The sequence below is a fragment of the Streptomyces sp. NPDC002156 genome (assembly GCF_053593675.1).
Map to the genome: position 1 here is coordinate 1 of NZ_JBSFDA010000223.1, position 13,821 is coordinate 13,821.

At 70.7% G+C, this 13,821-nt stretch carries 11 protein-coding genes and 1 pseudogene; 5 read left to right on the plus strand and 7 right to left on the minus strand.

Features of this window, described 5'->3' with window-relative positions:
• From ACWCRB_RS44920 to ACWCRB_RS44940, 5 genes are all read right to left on the minus strand, one after another.
• The coding region (locus ACWCRB_RS44920) for a CoA-binding protein (protein WP_451001588.1) at positions 1-1,529 on the minus strand (1,529 nt) is incomplete at its 3' end.
• Positions 1,526-3,127 (minus strand): FAD-dependent monooxygenase, encoded by a 1,602-nt coding sequence (locus ACWCRB_RS44925; RefSeq protein WP_451001589.1) that lies wholly within the window; start codon positions 3,125-3,127, stop codon positions 1,526-1,528. The genes ACWCRB_RS44925 and ACWCRB_RS44920, both read right to left, overlap by 4 nt.
• Positions 3,128-3,129: 2 nt before the next feature.
• Entirely contained in the window at positions 3,130-3,954 is an 825-nt protein-coding gene (locus ACWCRB_RS44930) for a fumarylacetoacetate hydrolase family protein (protein ID WP_451001590.1), read from the minus strand.
• Positions 3,951-5,057 carry a cupin domain-containing protein gene (locus ACWCRB_RS44935; RefSeq protein ID WP_451001591.1) on the minus strand — a complete coding sequence of 369 codons (1,107 nt, stop codon included), beginning with the start codon at positions 5,055-5,057 and terminating at the stop codon, positions 3,951-3,953. Before ACWCRB_RS44935 ends, ACWCRB_RS44930 begins: the two co-directional genes overlap by 4 nt.
• 87 nt (positions 5,058-5,144) lie before the next feature.
• Positions 5,145-5,951, minus strand: a complete 807-nt coding sequence (locus tag ACWCRB_RS44940) for a PaaX family transcriptional regulator (RefSeq protein ID WP_451001592.1) — start codon at positions 5,949-5,951, stop codon at positions 5,145-5,147.
• A gap of 156 nt (positions 5,952-6,107) precedes the next feature.
• On the opposite strand from ACWCRB_RS44940, the gene ACWCRB_RS44945 reads away from it, so the two are divergent.
• Together ACWCRB_RS44945 and ACWCRB_RS44950 are read left to right on the plus strand one after the other, a co-directional pair.
• Positions 6,108-6,833, plus strand: coding sequence for an alpha/beta fold hydrolase (locus ACWCRB_RS44945; RefSeq protein WP_451001593.1), 726 nt, complete (start codon positions 6,108-6,110; stop codon positions 6,831-6,833).
• A gap of 95 nt (positions 6,834-6,928) precedes the next feature.
• Complete coding sequence (locus ACWCRB_RS44950; RefSeq protein WP_451001594.1) at positions 6,929-7,210, plus strand: zinc-ribbon domain-containing protein; 282 nt, start codon at positions 6,929-6,931, stop codon at positions 7,208-7,210.
• Between the two features lie 19 nt (positions 7,211-7,229).
• On the opposite strand, the gene ACWCRB_RS44955 is transcribed toward ACWCRB_RS44950, so the two are convergent.
• The gene (locus ACWCRB_RS44955; RefSeq protein WP_451001598.1) at positions 7,230-9,161 is read right to left on the minus strand and encodes a DUF1996 domain-containing protein; all 1,932 of its coding nucleotides are present in this window, start codon (positions 9,159-9,161) and stop codon (positions 7,230-7,232) included.
• 319 nt (positions 9,162-9,480) lie between these two features.
• On the opposite strand from ACWCRB_RS44955, the gene ACWCRB_RS44960 reads away from it, so the two are divergent.
• Positions 9,481-10,845 (plus strand): FAD-dependent oxidoreductase, encoded by a 1,365-nt coding sequence (locus ACWCRB_RS44960; RefSeq protein ID WP_451001595.1) that lies wholly within the window; start codon positions 9,481-9,483, stop codon positions 10,843-10,845.
• Positions 10,846-10,971: 126 nt separating this feature from the next.
• Here ACWCRB_RS44960 and ACWCRB_RS44965 read toward each other — a convergent pair.
• Positions 10,972-11,253, minus strand: a pseudogene (locus ACWCRB_RS44965) (YkvA family protein); the annotation flags it as partial.
• Between the two features lie 409 nt (positions 11,254-11,662).
• Here ACWCRB_RS44965 and ACWCRB_RS44970 point away from each other — a divergent pair.
• Positions 11,663-12,100, plus strand: coding sequence for a DUF485 domain-containing protein (locus ACWCRB_RS44970; RefSeq protein ID WP_451001596.1), 438 nt, complete (start codon positions 11,663-11,665; stop codon positions 12,098-12,100).
• The gene (locus tag ACWCRB_RS44975; RefSeq protein ID WP_451001597.1) at positions 12,094-13,704 is read left to right on the plus strand and encodes a solute symporter family protein; all 1,611 of its coding nucleotides are present in this window, start codon (positions 12,094-12,096) and stop codon (positions 13,702-13,704) included. Before ACWCRB_RS44970 ends, ACWCRB_RS44975 begins: the two co-directional genes overlap by 7 nt.
• The last annotated feature ends 117 nt before the right edge of the window (positions 13,705-13,821 follow it).

A 13,821-nucleotide genomic window follows, 5' to 3' on the forward strand; every position in this document is an offset into this window, starting at 1 on the left:
GCCTCGGCGCGGTCGGCGCACGCCCTGCGGGGCATGGTCGCCACGCCGAGCGCGCCGAGCAGCGTCTTGGCCTGGTCCTCGTCCCACGGGCCGCCGCCGATGTCCACGGTCGGGCGGGACTCCCTGGTCACGGCCGTACGGCGTCGGGCGCGCGCCTCGGCGAGCAGAGCGCCGGTCATGGCGGCGAGCCCCTTCGGGTCACCGGCGACCGGTACGCCCCGGTCGAGCAGGGCCCGGCGGGTTCGGCGTACGTCCTCTCCCGCACCGCCGACCCCGAGCAGCAGGGGGATGCCGGGGGTCGCGCCGGCGTAGGCGTCGACCGCGCCGAGCAGGTCGAAGGCGGCCGGTTCGTGCAGCGCGTACCCGGCGATCAGGTCCACCGCCGGGTCGGCGGCCACCGTACCGAGCACGGCGGCGAAGCCGGGCCCGGGACGGCCGGTGTCCACCGGGTTGTGCTGATAGGTCAGCGGGGGCAGTACGGCCGCCAGGGCGCCCCGGGTGTCCTCGGCCAGCTCGGGCACGGCGGCGCGGCGGCCGCGCAGGTCGTCCAGGAGCAGCAGGCCGGGCCCGGCCTGCGCGGTCACGACGCCCACTCCGGGATCGGCAGCCGGGGACAGCCGTACGAGCGACAACGCGCCGACGGCGTCGACGAGTTCGCGTTCGTCGTCGACCAGCACGGCCCCCGCCTGGGCGAGCGCGGCGCGGGTGGTGCGCCACGAGGTGGCGAGGGCGCCGGTGTGGGAGGCGGCGAACGCCCCGATGTCGTGGCGGCCGACGACCAGTGCGACGACCGGGCGGGTGCGGGTCAGCCGGGCGACCGCCCGGGTCAGCCGGCGTCCGTCGGCGACGGACTCGATGTGCAGGGCGACCGCGGTGGTCTCCGGGTCGTCGGCCAGGTGGTCGAGGACGTCCTCGGCGGCGATGTCGACGGCGTTGCCCAGTCCGACGGCCAGGCTCACTCCGTGTCCGGCCTCGGCGAGCAGGAACGCCAGCGCGTGGTTGACGCCGCCGCTGGCCGCCACGACGGCGATCCGGCCGGACGGTACGTCGGCCGCGCCGGGCACGAAGCTGGCGGTGAGGCCTCTGCCGGGCGCGAGGAAGCCGGAGGTGTTGGGCCCGAGCAGCCGTACGCCGGTCCGGGCGGCCACTTCGGCCAGGTCGCGCTGGTATTGCTCGCCCTGGAGGCCCGCCTCGGCGAAGCCTCCCCCGTAGATCACGGCGGCCCTCGCACCGGCCTTGGCGGCCTCGGCGACGGCGTCCGCGCAGCCGGCGGCCGGGACGCAGAGCAGCGCCAGGTCCACCGGACCGTGCTCGGCGGCCTGCTCCACCGCCCCGTACAGCCCGGTGGACGGATCCGGGCGGCGGGCGTTGACCAGACCGACGTACCCCGGGAATCCGGCGACCGAACGGGCCAGCGCCGCGCCCAGTTTCGACGGGTCGTGGGAGGCGCCGACGACGGCGATGCCGCGCGGCGCGAACAGCGCGCCGAGCCCTTCGGCGGTCTCCTTCACGACCGTGGTGCTGGTCATTCGGGTTCCTCCCAGGAGGCCAGGGTGGCGGCGGCGCCGACCAGATCGGTCCGTCCGGACAGGACGGCGGTGACCGCGCGGTCGTGGTCCAGGCCGTCGTCGACGAGCAGCGCGGGCAGTCCGTGACGCAGCCGGGCCTGTTCGGTGAGGAGCGTGCGGGTGTACGGCGTCCCGCCGTGCACGGCGACCAGCAGCGGAGCACTGTTCGAGAGAGAGGCGAGCGTCTCGCGCGCGGCGGCGAGGCCGGACTCGTCGTCGGGGGCCTCGACCCAGGCACCCCAGGGGTCCCCGTCTTCCGGCGCGGAGGCGCGCAGCGGAAGCGGGGCGCCGTTCGCGGAGCGAGCCGTCACCCCGTTTGCGTCGGGCCCGACGGTGACCGTCCGGCCGGGCGTTGACCACGCGCCGAGGTCCAGGGGTGTCCGGAGTGGCTCGGCTCCGTGCCGCCTCCCCCACTGTTCGTGGCTGGCGGAGATGAAATCCGGTGCCCTGCGCGCCAGACGGGCGTCGCTGATGCTCCGCGACAGGAAGTGGTACGCGAACTGCCAGGGCTCGAAGGCGTCGTGGTAGGTGCCGAAGTGCTCCCACCAGCCGAGGCTGGGCCGGGCCGCGCCCTGTATCGACTCGACCGACGGCCGGGCCTCGGCCTCGTACGCGGCGAGGGCCGTCGGGAGGTCGGTGCCGTGCTTGGCGAGGGCGCCGGCGAGCGCGACCGCGTCCTCCATCGCCATCTTCGTACCGGAGCCCACGGAGAAGTGCGCGGTGTGAGCGGCGTCGCCGAGCAGGACCACCGGGCGGGGCTCGGTCACGTACCAGTGGCGGGTGCGGCGGGTGCGGAAGTTGCCCCAACGGGAGTTGTTGACCAGGAGGTTGTGGCCTTCGATCTGCTCGGCGAACAGGCCTTCCAGGTACGCCTTGGTGGCCAGGTCGCTCGGCCCGGGCGGCTGGGTGACGTCGAAGGCGTCGAGGCCCGCGGCCCGCCAGGTCGACTCGTCGGTCTCGACGATGAAGGTGCTCACGTCCGCGCTGACGGGGTAGCCGTGCACGGCGAACACGCCGTGCGGGCCGCGCTCGTGGACGAAGGTGAGCCCGTCGAACATGTAGTCGGTGCCGAACCAGATGAACTTGGCCGTCGCCGTCTCGACCGAGGGCTCGAACCGCTCCTGAAGGGTGTCGCGGATCCGCGAGGACGTACCGTCGGCGGCGACGACGAGGTCGTAGCCATCCAGGTCGGCCAGTTCGACCTCGGTACGGAAGCGCAGGTCGGCGCCGAGGTCGCGGGCCCGTTCCTGGAGCAGTGTGAGCAGCGTGCGGCGGTGGATCGCGGCCATGCCGTTGCCGCCGCAGCGGATCCGCTCGCCCTTGAGCCGTACCTCTATGTCGTCCCAGTGCCGGCCGTGGGTTTCGAGCGCCTCCCGGAGCACCGGGTCGGCCTCGTGGATGCCGGCGAGGGTGCGGTCGGAGAAGACGACACCGAAGCCGAACACGTCGTCGGCGTTGTTGCGTTCGAAGACCGTGACCTCGATGGACGGGTCGGCCTGCCGGGCCAGGGCGGCGAAGAACAGTCCGCCGGGGCCGCCGCCGACGACAGCGATGCGCATGGTCAGCCCCTCACCAGGGTGTTGCGGCACTCGCCGACGCCCTCGACCCGGGTCACCAGTTCGCTGCCCTCGGTCAGATAGGTCGGGGGCTTGCGGGCGTGGCCGACGCCGCCGGGGGTGCCGGTGGCGATCAGGTCGCCGGGGGCGAGTGTGATGATCCGCGATATGTAGACGATCAGGGCCACCGCGTCGAAGACCAGGTCGCCGGTGTCGGCCTTCTGCATCAGCTCGCCGTCCACCGTGCAGCTCAGCTCGCCCGTCAGGGGCGCGTCGTCGGGCTCGGCCGTCACCAGCCACGGCCCGACGGGGGTGCTGGCCTCGAAGGTCTTGCCCTGGTGCCACTGCGGTGTGCGGTACTGGAAGTCGCGCGCGGTGACATCGTTGACCACCGTGTACCCGGCGATCGCCGCACGGGCCTGCTCAGGGGTCGCGTGCCGGATCTCGGAGCCGATGACGACGCCGAGTTCGGCCTCCCAGTCCACGGCGTCCGAGCCGGCGGGCAGTACCACCGGGTCGTACGCGCCGACCTGGGCACGGGCGAACTTCGAGAAGAGCGTGGGGTGTTCGGGCAGTTCCCGGCCCATCTCCAGGATGTGGTTGCGGTAGTTGAGCCCGACGCACACGATCTTCTCGGGGGACGGCACGGGAGGTGCGTAGTCCAGGCCGGCCAGGACGTGGCGCGGGCCGTCCGCGTCGGCGGCCTCGGCACGCCACTCGGGGCGGCGCAGCAGCGCGCCCAGGTCGGCGTGGCCGAGTTCGACAGCGGCGTCGTCGTCCACGCGGACGGCGCGGGTGCCGTCGGTGGTGCGGATCGTCGCGAGCCTCATGCGGTCGGTTCCTCTCGGTGGGTGCGGGCCAGTCCGAGCGCCTCGTACACGGGGTCGTCGGAGAAACGGAAGGCGTCCAGGCCGCTTTCGGTGGTGAGGGTCAGCGGGGCCCAGGACGGTACGGCGAACAGGTCGCCGGTCCCGACCTCGTACCGCTCGTCGCCGACGGAGACCGTGCCGGTGCCGTCGAAGACCTGCCAGACGGCGGAACCGCACACACGGGTGGTCGCGGTACGGGCCCCGGCGCGCAGCCGGTGCATCTCGGTGCGGATGGTGGACAGGGCGTCGCGCGCGGTGGCCGGGTCGGTGAACCGGACCACGGCATGGCCGGGCTCGACGACTCCCGGGAAGCCCTCGTCCTCCAGTTCCAGCTGGGCGGTGAGCGCCGCGTCGGTGTGTTCCCAGCGGTACGCCATCAGCGGCGACGCCGGCGTGGCGGGGGCCCCGACCGGGCGGAGGCCGGGGTAGCCCCACAGCCGCTCGTTGCGGGAGGCGGCCGGGGTGTCCCGGGTGGCGAGCTTGTCGGGGCCGAACTCGAAGAACCCGGCGTCGAGCTGGCGCACCAGCGGGATGTCCAGACCGTCGATCCAGGCCATGGGCTTGTCGGTGGTGTTGTGGTGCTCGTGGAAGTGCATACCGGGAGTGAGCAGCAGATCGCCGCGGCGCATGGCCACGGCGTCGCCCTCGACGTTCGTCCACACGCCTTCGCCCTCGACGACGAAGCGGAACGCGGTCTGGCTGTGCCGGTGGGCCGGGGCCTCCTCGCCCGGGCCCAGGTACTGGATCGCGGCCCAGAGCGTGGGGGTGGCGTACGCGGTGCCGGGCAGACCCGGGTTGGCCAGTGCGATGGCGCGGCGCTCACCGCCCCGGCCCACCGGTACGAGGTCACCGCTGCGCTCGGCGAGCGGGTGGAGCACCGACCAGCGCCACAGGGCGGGGACTGCGTCCGGCTGCGGGACCTGGGTCATCAGGCCCTCGCGCTGGGTCCACAGCGGTGTCAGGTGCGCGGCCTCGAAGTCGGCGTAGAGCCTCTCCAGCGCGGCACGTTCCTCCGTGATCGTCACGGCAGACCTCACTTCCTCGGGGTAGCCTGACGTCAACATAAGTCATTCTCGCGACGATCGTCTATGTTCTGACACGCATTTCCCTGAGGGTCCCCGCCGACCGGGTCGACCGCGCCGCCCGCACCGTCAGGCCCCCGCTTCGGCGAGCAGCAGGTCGACGTACCCCTCCGCCTCCGCGCGCAGCAGGCCGTGGGCCTCCAGGAACACCTCGTGGGCGACCCGGCCGACCCAGCCCTCCGGCAGCAGCTCGGGCGGCAGGTCGGGGTCCCGGAAGGGGAACAGGCGGTAGTCGTGGATGAGCCGCATGCGCTCGACGAGGGCGTCACGGCCGCGCAGTTCGCCGGCCCGGTAGCGGGCGAGGCGCGGTCGGTAACGGTCGACCAGCTCCGCGTACTCCTTGTTCAGGGCGGTCAGGTCCCAGGAGCGGGCCGCCATGTCCCGGTCGGCCGCGGCGCCCTCCGAACGGGCGTGCAGCGCGTCCAGCCGCACCGAGGGGTGATCGGCGAAGCTCTCCCTGACCTGGGCGATCCGGTCGTGCGGGCTGACCCACACCGACGCCGACAGCATGCCGAAGCCCAGCCACGACAGCCGCTTGCGCAGCTGCTCTCGCAGGGCACGGTCGGCCTCGGGAACCGTGTAGATGACCATGCGCCAGTGGCCGTCCCACGGTCCGGACTCCCGGGCGAAGATCCGCGTCCGACCCTCGTCGAGCAGCCGCCAGGACGCGTCGGTGAGGGCGTAGGCGGTCTCCCGGCCCGCACGGCGGCTCTCCAACCAGCCCTCCTTGCGCATCCGGGCGGCCACCACCCGTACCGTGCTCTCCGGGATGTCGAAGCAGGCCATCAGTGCCACCAGGGCACGCAGCCGGACGACGCCGTCCCGGTAGCGCAGATAGTCGCCGAACAGATCGAAGACCAGAGACCGTGGCTTCACAGGCACCTCCCGAGACCGGCGAGGGCCCGCCTCCCGGCAGCTGCTCCCCCACATTCATTCATGTCATCCACTTGACGATCGTCTCATACCTGACTCATATTGCGGCTATCCAGAGGCCGCTTCGGACGGCGGCCTCCCCGCGTCGAGGGAGACGCCATGCCAGAGACATTCGTCCTCGCATCCGGTGCGTGCCACAGCGGTTGGACCTGGCGGCTGGTGGCCGAGCGGCTGCGCGCCGAGGGGCACCACGTCCTGGCCCCGGACCTGCCCGGCCTCGGGGACGGCGACATCCCCGGGCGCCACGGACTGGCCGACATAGCCGACTTCCTGGTCGACCTCGTCGAGCGGGAGGATCTGCGCGACATCACGCTCGTCGGGCACAGCTGGGGCGGCTACCCGCTCACCGCGGCGGCCCCCCGGCTCGCCTCCAGACTCCGCAAGCTCGTCTACTGGAGCGCCTTCGTCCCGGCGGAGGGCGCGTCCCTCCTGGACGAGGTCCCGCCGCACTACGCCGAGATGTTCACCCAGCTCGCCGCCGCGTCCGGCAACGACACGATCGTCTTCCCGTACGAGGTGTTCTGCGGGGCCTTCATGCAGGACGGCGACGAGAGCACCCAGCGCCTGGTGCACAGCCTGCTGGTGCCGCAGCCGCTGCGCTTCTTCACCGAGACGGTCACCCCCGTCGACCCGGCCGCGCTCGGCGTCCCCGCGTCCTACGTGGTGGGCACCGAGGACCTGGCCCTGCCGCCGGGCGAGTTCGGCTGGGCCCCCCGCTTCCCGCAGCGCCTGGGCCCCGACACCCCCGTCATCGAGTACGCGGGCACCCACGAGGCCCAGTTCACCCGCCCCGACGAACTCACCGCGGCACTTCTCAAGGCATAGGCGGAACACAGGGGACACGCTCTACTGGAGCGGCCCGGATGCCGGAGGATACCGTCGACCGACGACAGACGCACCGACGACGGGACCCCTGCAAAATGATCATCTTCGGCACCAAGGGATACCTCTACCAGCTCGCGATACTGACGCTGGTGTGCGGGCAGTGCGGTAATCCCTCCGCACACACCCTCAGGAAACGCGTCACGAAGTTCACCCTCTTCTTCGTGCCCCTGTTCCCTTTCTCCACGAAGTACCAGACGCAGTGCACCTTCTGCGGTGCCGAGCAGAAGGTGACCAAGGAGCAGGCGGAGCAGCTGCAGGGCAGCGCCGTCGGTGGCCCGACGAACACGCCGCCCCAGCAGCAGTCCTACCGCCCCTGAGCGGAGGCACCCACGGTCGTCATCGTGATGCCTTCCTGATACGGCGCAGCATCAGGAAACCGGCGATCAGGAGAACCGCTCCGACCGCGGCCGGCCACAACTGGGCTCCCGTGTCGGCGAGATCACCGGTGACCGCCTGCGGCGCGGGCTGCGCGATGGCATCGTCACCGGTGCCCTCGTCGGCGGTCGCCGCGCTGCCGATCTCGCCGTCACCACCGTCGTCCGTCGGCGACACCTCCGACTCGGCCCGCTGGGTGGCCGGCGGAGACGTGTAGGCCTTGGGCTCCGCTTCCGCGGGCTCCTTCGTGGGAGCGGGCGCGGGAGTGGCGCTCGCCTGGTCCGGGTCCTGTGTGCTCACGGACGGGGACGGCGAAGGCTCCGCCGTCTCGTCCTCGCCCGGGGTGTCCGTGGGGTCGGGGGCCGGCTCGTCGGTCTCCTCGGACGGCGGGTCGGGCGACGGTGACGGGCTGTTCTCCGGGTCCTCACCGTTCGGGGCACCGGCCTCGCACAGCTCTCCGGCGTTGATGCAGTCGACCATCTCCCGCATCAGGTTCTCGTCGAACACGTTGATGAAGTCACCGTGGTCCGTGACCGGCTTGTGCAGCTGCTCGGGGAAGGCGTCGACCGCGAACAGCGGGGTCGTACGGCCGCCGTCCCGCAGGCTCGGCGCGTCGACGTCGTACACGATGCGCTGCACCAGCTGCGGGATGGCCTTGAAGCCGGTCGGGCAGTTTCCGGCCGCGTCGGCGAACGCCACATGGGTGCGGTGGTTGGCGCTGTCGATGTTCGTGCCGTCCCAGCAGCTCTGGAACTTGAAGGTGCGCACGACGTCGCTGCCCTGGGGGCAGAGCGGGTACTTGTCCTTGAGCTGCCGGTCCTCGAAGCCGGTGCAGCTCCAGGAGGCGTTCGCGTTGGTGGTGCCGTTGATGAACGCCTTGGCATCGCCGGTGATGATGCGCAGCAGCCGGGGCATGGCCACGACCTCGCCGCTGGGGCTGCCCACGAACGTCATCGTGACCTGCTTGGGCGTGACGATCTCTCCGGCGTTGCCTTCGATGCCGCCGCCGGGAGAGCCGGCGTCCTGCTCCTGCGTTCCGTTCTGGAGGCGCAGGACGGGCCAGAAGTAGGAGGATTTGTCGCCCTGGTCCTCACAGGTGGTCTGCGCGGCGGCCAGGTCCTCGTCGCTCGCGAACGCGTTGTTGGACTGGTTGCCGACGTAGTCGTGGAAGTGGTGTGCGCCGTTGGAGACACCGGGGGCCACGATGACGTTGTCCGAGTTGAACAGCCCGTTCGCGTTCACACCGCAGCTGGTGGAGAAGGTGCCGCGGGAGGCGTTGCCCTGCCGGGACGGGCTCTGCGCGGCGGGCTGGACGGTGGTGATGTCCGCGAAGTCGTCGGCGACCGGGCCGTTTCCGGCCTGACCGCCATTGCCGTCGCCGCCCTGCTGGCCGTCCTCGCCGCCCTGGTCGTCGCTCTGGCCCTCGCCCTGTTCCTGGCCGTCCTGACCGTCCTGGCCTTCCCCGCCCTGCCATTCCTCCCCGGCCTGATTGCCGGAGTCCCGGAGCGTGCAGGCCGCCAGGGCTTCAAGTCCCTCGGGGCGGTCTCCCACCCGGTCGATGGCGATCGCGATCCGTTCGATGGTCGCGGTTCGCTTCTCCTTCAGCGGGTTCATGATCGCGGAGTCGGCGAAGCCGCTGTCCTGTTGCATGGCCTGCGTCGAGTTCTGCAGCCGCTGGTAGGCCTCGGCTGTCTGCTGGTCCAGGGCGGCGAGTTCCTTGTCGACCTCCGACCGCGCCTCGTCCGGTACGGCCGCCAACTGGTCGCCGACATCGGGGCAGTCGATCGTGGCGGCTCCCGAATACAGCGTCTGCTGGGCCGAGTCACCGCCCGTGCCGCCTTCGGTGGCCGAGGCGTAGACGTTCGCCGCGACCAGTCCGCCTCCGCCCAGCATCAGGGCGACCGCCGCAAAGGTGGCGCGGCGCGGGCCTGTTGGGCGTCTGCGTGTGTTGCGTCCCACGGAGTACTCCTGCACTGCATGGCCGGATCGACATGGAAATGCCCCCAGTGCCATACGCAGCCGAATCCCCGGGCGTTCAAGTGCCCCGCAGATTCATAGGAACCTCTAAGGGGGCCGGGGTGAGCAGGAGCCTCCCAGGCCCCATAAGTCCGCCTTATGAGCCCATAACTCGGACCCCCGTACCAGCTTAGGCTTGCCTTAGTTTAGGCTTCCTTCGAAGATCTCTTACTCGTCGTTCGAAGGGAACCTGATCATGCCTCGCCCTCTGCGGGTGGCCATTGTCGGAGCCGGCCCGGCCGGGATCTACGCCGCCGACGCGTTGCTCAAGTCCGCAGTGGCCGTGGAGCCCGGCGTGTCCATCGACCTCTTCGAGCGGATGCCCGCCCCCTTCGGTCTGATCCGGTACGGCGTCGCCCCCGACCACCCGCGTATCAAGGGCATCGTGACCGCCCTGCACCAGGTGCTCGACAAGCCGCAGATCCGTCTCTTCGGCAACGTCGACTACCCGGGCGACATCAACCTCGACGATCTGCGCGCCTTCTACGACGCGGTGATCTTCTCGACCGGCGCCACGGCCGACCGGGCGCTCGACATACCGGGCGTCGACCTGGACGGCTCGTACGGCGCCGCGGACTTCGTCTCCTGGTACGACGGCCACCCGGACGTGCCGCGTACGTGGCCGCTCGACGCGGAGAAGGTCGCGGTCCTCGGGGTCGGCAACGTCGCGCTCGACGTGGCCCGTGTGCTGGCGAAGACGGCGGACGAGCTGCTGCCGACCGAGATCCCGGCGAACGTGTACGAGGGCCTGAAGGCCAACAAGGCACTCGAGGTCCACGTCTTCGGCCGCCGTGGCCCGGCGCAGGCCAAGTTCAGCCCGATGGAGCTGCGCGAGCTGGACCACTCGCCCAACATCGAGGTCATCGTCGACCCCGAGGACATCGACTACGACGACGGCTCGATCGCGACCCGGCGCGGCAACAAGCAGGCCGACATGGTCGCCAAGACGCTGGAGAACTGGGCGATCCGCGACATCGGCGAGCGCCCGCACAAGCTGTTCCTGCACTTCTTCGAGTCGCCCACCGAGATCCTCGGCGAGGACGGCAAGGTCGTCGGCCTGCGCACCGAGCGCACCGCTCTCGACGGCACCGGCAACGTCAAGGGCACCGGCGAGTTCAAGGACTGGGACCTCGGCGCGGTCTACCGCGCGGTGGGCTACCTCTCCGACAAGCTGCCCAAGCTGCCCTGGGACGTCGAGTCGGGCACCGTCCCCGACGAGGGCGGCCGGGTCATCGAGGAGACCGGCGAGCACCTCGCGTCGACGTACGTCACCGGCTGGATCCGGCGCGGCCCCGTGGGGCTGATCGGGCACACGAAGGGCGACGCCAACGAGACCGTCGCCAATCTGCTGGACGACCACGCGAACGGCCGTCTCCGCACGCCCGTCTCACCCGACCCGGAGGCCGTGGACGCGTTCCTCGGCGAGCGGAACGTCCGCTTCACCACCTGGGAGGGCTGGTACAAGCTGGACGCCGCGGAAAAGGCCCTGGGCGAGCCCGAGGGCCGTGAGCGCATCAAGATCGTCGAGCGCGAGGACATGCTCCGGGCCAGCGAGGCGTAAGCGACACCCCGGGAACAACCAGGAAAGACCAGCAACAACAGGGCTCGGCTCGCGGGACACCGCGAGCCGAGCCCATCCCCGTACACACCACGAATTGGCGCAGCGACCGGTCGGAGCGGATTCCGGCGACGGGCCGCCGTCGAGTTCGCGCGCCTGTGCGCGCATGGAGCGCAGGGCCAGCAGGAGTACGCCGATGTCGTCCAGGTAGACGGGGTCGGGCACGAGGTCGGTCGGAAGCACCAGATAGGCGACCGCGCCCCAGAAGATCCAGCGCGGACCCGTCGGCAGGCCCGCGCGGCGCAGCTCCCGCCGGGTGCGGACCAGCCGTACCAGCACGGTGCCCGCCACGGCCAGCACGGCCGCCGCCAGGACCGCGACGACCAGGATCACCGTCGTGGTGGAATCCATCATTCCTCCGCCGTTCCGCGCTCGTCCCGCTCCATCCTTCTCACCCTTCGACTTCCCCTTCACGGTGTCTCCACACCGCGGTCCCGACACCTCTCCCGTACGGCAGATTCAAGACAGCCCAAGGGTCGAGAATAGTCCGGACCTTATCCGTCGCAGCGGATTTCCGCAGGTTGCGCCGGGCGGCAAAGTGATCAGGAAGAGCGCGAATGAGTCATTACTCAAGAGTAATTCACAGCGAGTTGATTGTTCCGGAGCGCCGCTGCCATAATCCGCTTCCTAACCCGTCACTCCCCGGACGGGCTCTGCATCGGAATTCGCTCCGCGAAACGTCCGGATTCACGATTCCCCCACTGTTTCCGCACGCGAGCGCGAATCCGGCGCGACATAATGCAGCGAAGAAGGTGCGTTTATGTCCAATTATTTCACGCGGCCGGACGAACCGCCCGTATACAGCCCGACGTACCCCGACCCCAGACCTGAGCAGGCGATCCACGGCCATCCTGAATTCCGGTCGTTGCGGAACGACTACCGCCGCTTCGCTGCCGTTTCGACAGCGCTCGCCGTCGGCGGGTTCCTGCTCTATGTCCTTTTGTCGAGCTTCGCACCCGGAATCATGAATCAGCCACTCGCCGGACACCTGACGCTCGGGCTGGCCCTCGGCCTGGGGCAGTTCGTGGTGATGGGGGTGACCGCCTGGCGCTATGTACGGCGGATGCGCACCCGCTTCGACCCGGTCGCCCGGGGACTGCGCTCCCAGTTGGAGCAGCAGCGTCGGCCCGGGCAGCACCGTCCGGCCGAGCAGTCCGGTCCCCGCCCGCAGAGCAAGAGGGAGTTCCGTACGTGGTGACGACGACCATCGCCGCCGGTGTTGTCGACCCGTTCAGCCGACAGTTGACCTTCGTGCTGTTCCTGTCGGTGGTCGTGGTGACCTTGTTCGCCGCGCTGCTGATCGCCCCGCAGCGCGACGAGGTCGGCGAGTTCTATCTCGGCAACCGGGAGATGTCGCCGCTGCGCAACGGCCTGGCGATGTGCGGGGACTATCTCTCGGCGGCGACCCTGCTGGGCAGTACCGGGCTGGTCGCGCTCACCGGCTACGACGGGCTGCTGTATCTGTGCGGCACGACGGTCGCCTGGATGATGGTGCTCCTGGTGATCGCCGAACCGCTGCGCAATTCAGGCAAGTTCACGCTCGGGGACACCCTGGCGCTACGGCTGCCACAGGGCGGACGGTCGGTCCGGCTCGCGCTCTCGATCTGCACCCTGGCCATCTGCTGCCTCTATCTGGTGGCCCAACTCGTCGGCAGTGTCGCCCTGTTGACCCAGTTCACCGGCGTCCCCAGCTCCACCACCCGCACCCTGTGCGTCGTCGTCATCGGCACCGTCGTCATCGTGTACGCCTCGCTCGGCGGTATGCCCGGCGCGACGTTCATCCAGATCGTCAAGGCCGTGATGCTCGTCTCCGGCGTCGCCGTCACCGCCGTGATGGTGCTGCATCGCTTCGACTGGAACGTCAACGCGCTGCTGGAGGCGGCCACCGAGAACAGCGGCATCGGCCAGCGGTTCCTCGAACCCGGGCTGCGCTACGGCGGGAGCACCACCAGCAAACTCGACTTCCTCAGCCTCCAGTTGGCCATCGTGCTCGGACTCGCCGCACTCCCCCACGTGATGATGCGGCTGCTCGCCCCACGCTCCACCAACGTCCTGCGCTCTTCGGTGGTGTGGGCCGCGGGTCTGGTCGGCTTCGTCTGTCTGGCGGCCGGCATTCTCGGCCTGGGCGCCACCGCCCTGGTGGGCCGCGACTCCATCGTCGACACCGACCCGAAGGGCGACGCGGCCGTGCTGCTGCTCGCGCAGTCCATCGGCGGCGGGGTGCTCACCGCGCTGCTGTCCTGCCTCGCCTTCGTCACGCTGCTCGCGGTCGCGGCCGGTCTCACCCTCGCCGCGGCCTCGTCCCTCGCCCACGACCTCTACGGCGAGGTCATCCGCAAGGGGCGCGCCACCCAGGCCGAGGAACTGGGCGCGGCCCGGCTGGCCGCGGTCCTCATCGGCGTGCTGGGGATGGGGCTGGCGCTGTTGTCGTGGGAGACCAACGTCTCGACGCTCGCCTTCCTCGCGTTCGCCATCGCCGCGTCCGCGCTGCTGCCCACGCTCCTGTACAGCCTGTTCTGGCGGCGCTTCAACTCCCGAGGCGCGCTGCTCAGTCTGTGCGGCGGGCTGGTCTGCTCGGTACTGCTGGTGGTGTTCTCACCGGTGGTCTCGTCGACCCCGTCCTCCATCTACCCGTCGTCGGACTTCGCCTGGTTCCCGCTGCAGAACCCCGGCATCGTCTCGATCCCGGCGGGCTTCTTCCTGGGCTGGCTGGGCACGGTTCTGGCTCCCCGCCAGGAGACGTCCGCGTACGAGGAGTTCGAGGTCCGCGCGCTCGTCGGCGCCGGAGCCGACACCGAGTAACACGGACACCTGGGGTGGCGGTGGGGGGATTCTCGCCCCCGCCGCCCCTACCCGTCCCATCCTCGGGGGCTCCGCCCCCGAACCCCCGCTCCTCAAACGCCGGAGGGGCTGACTACC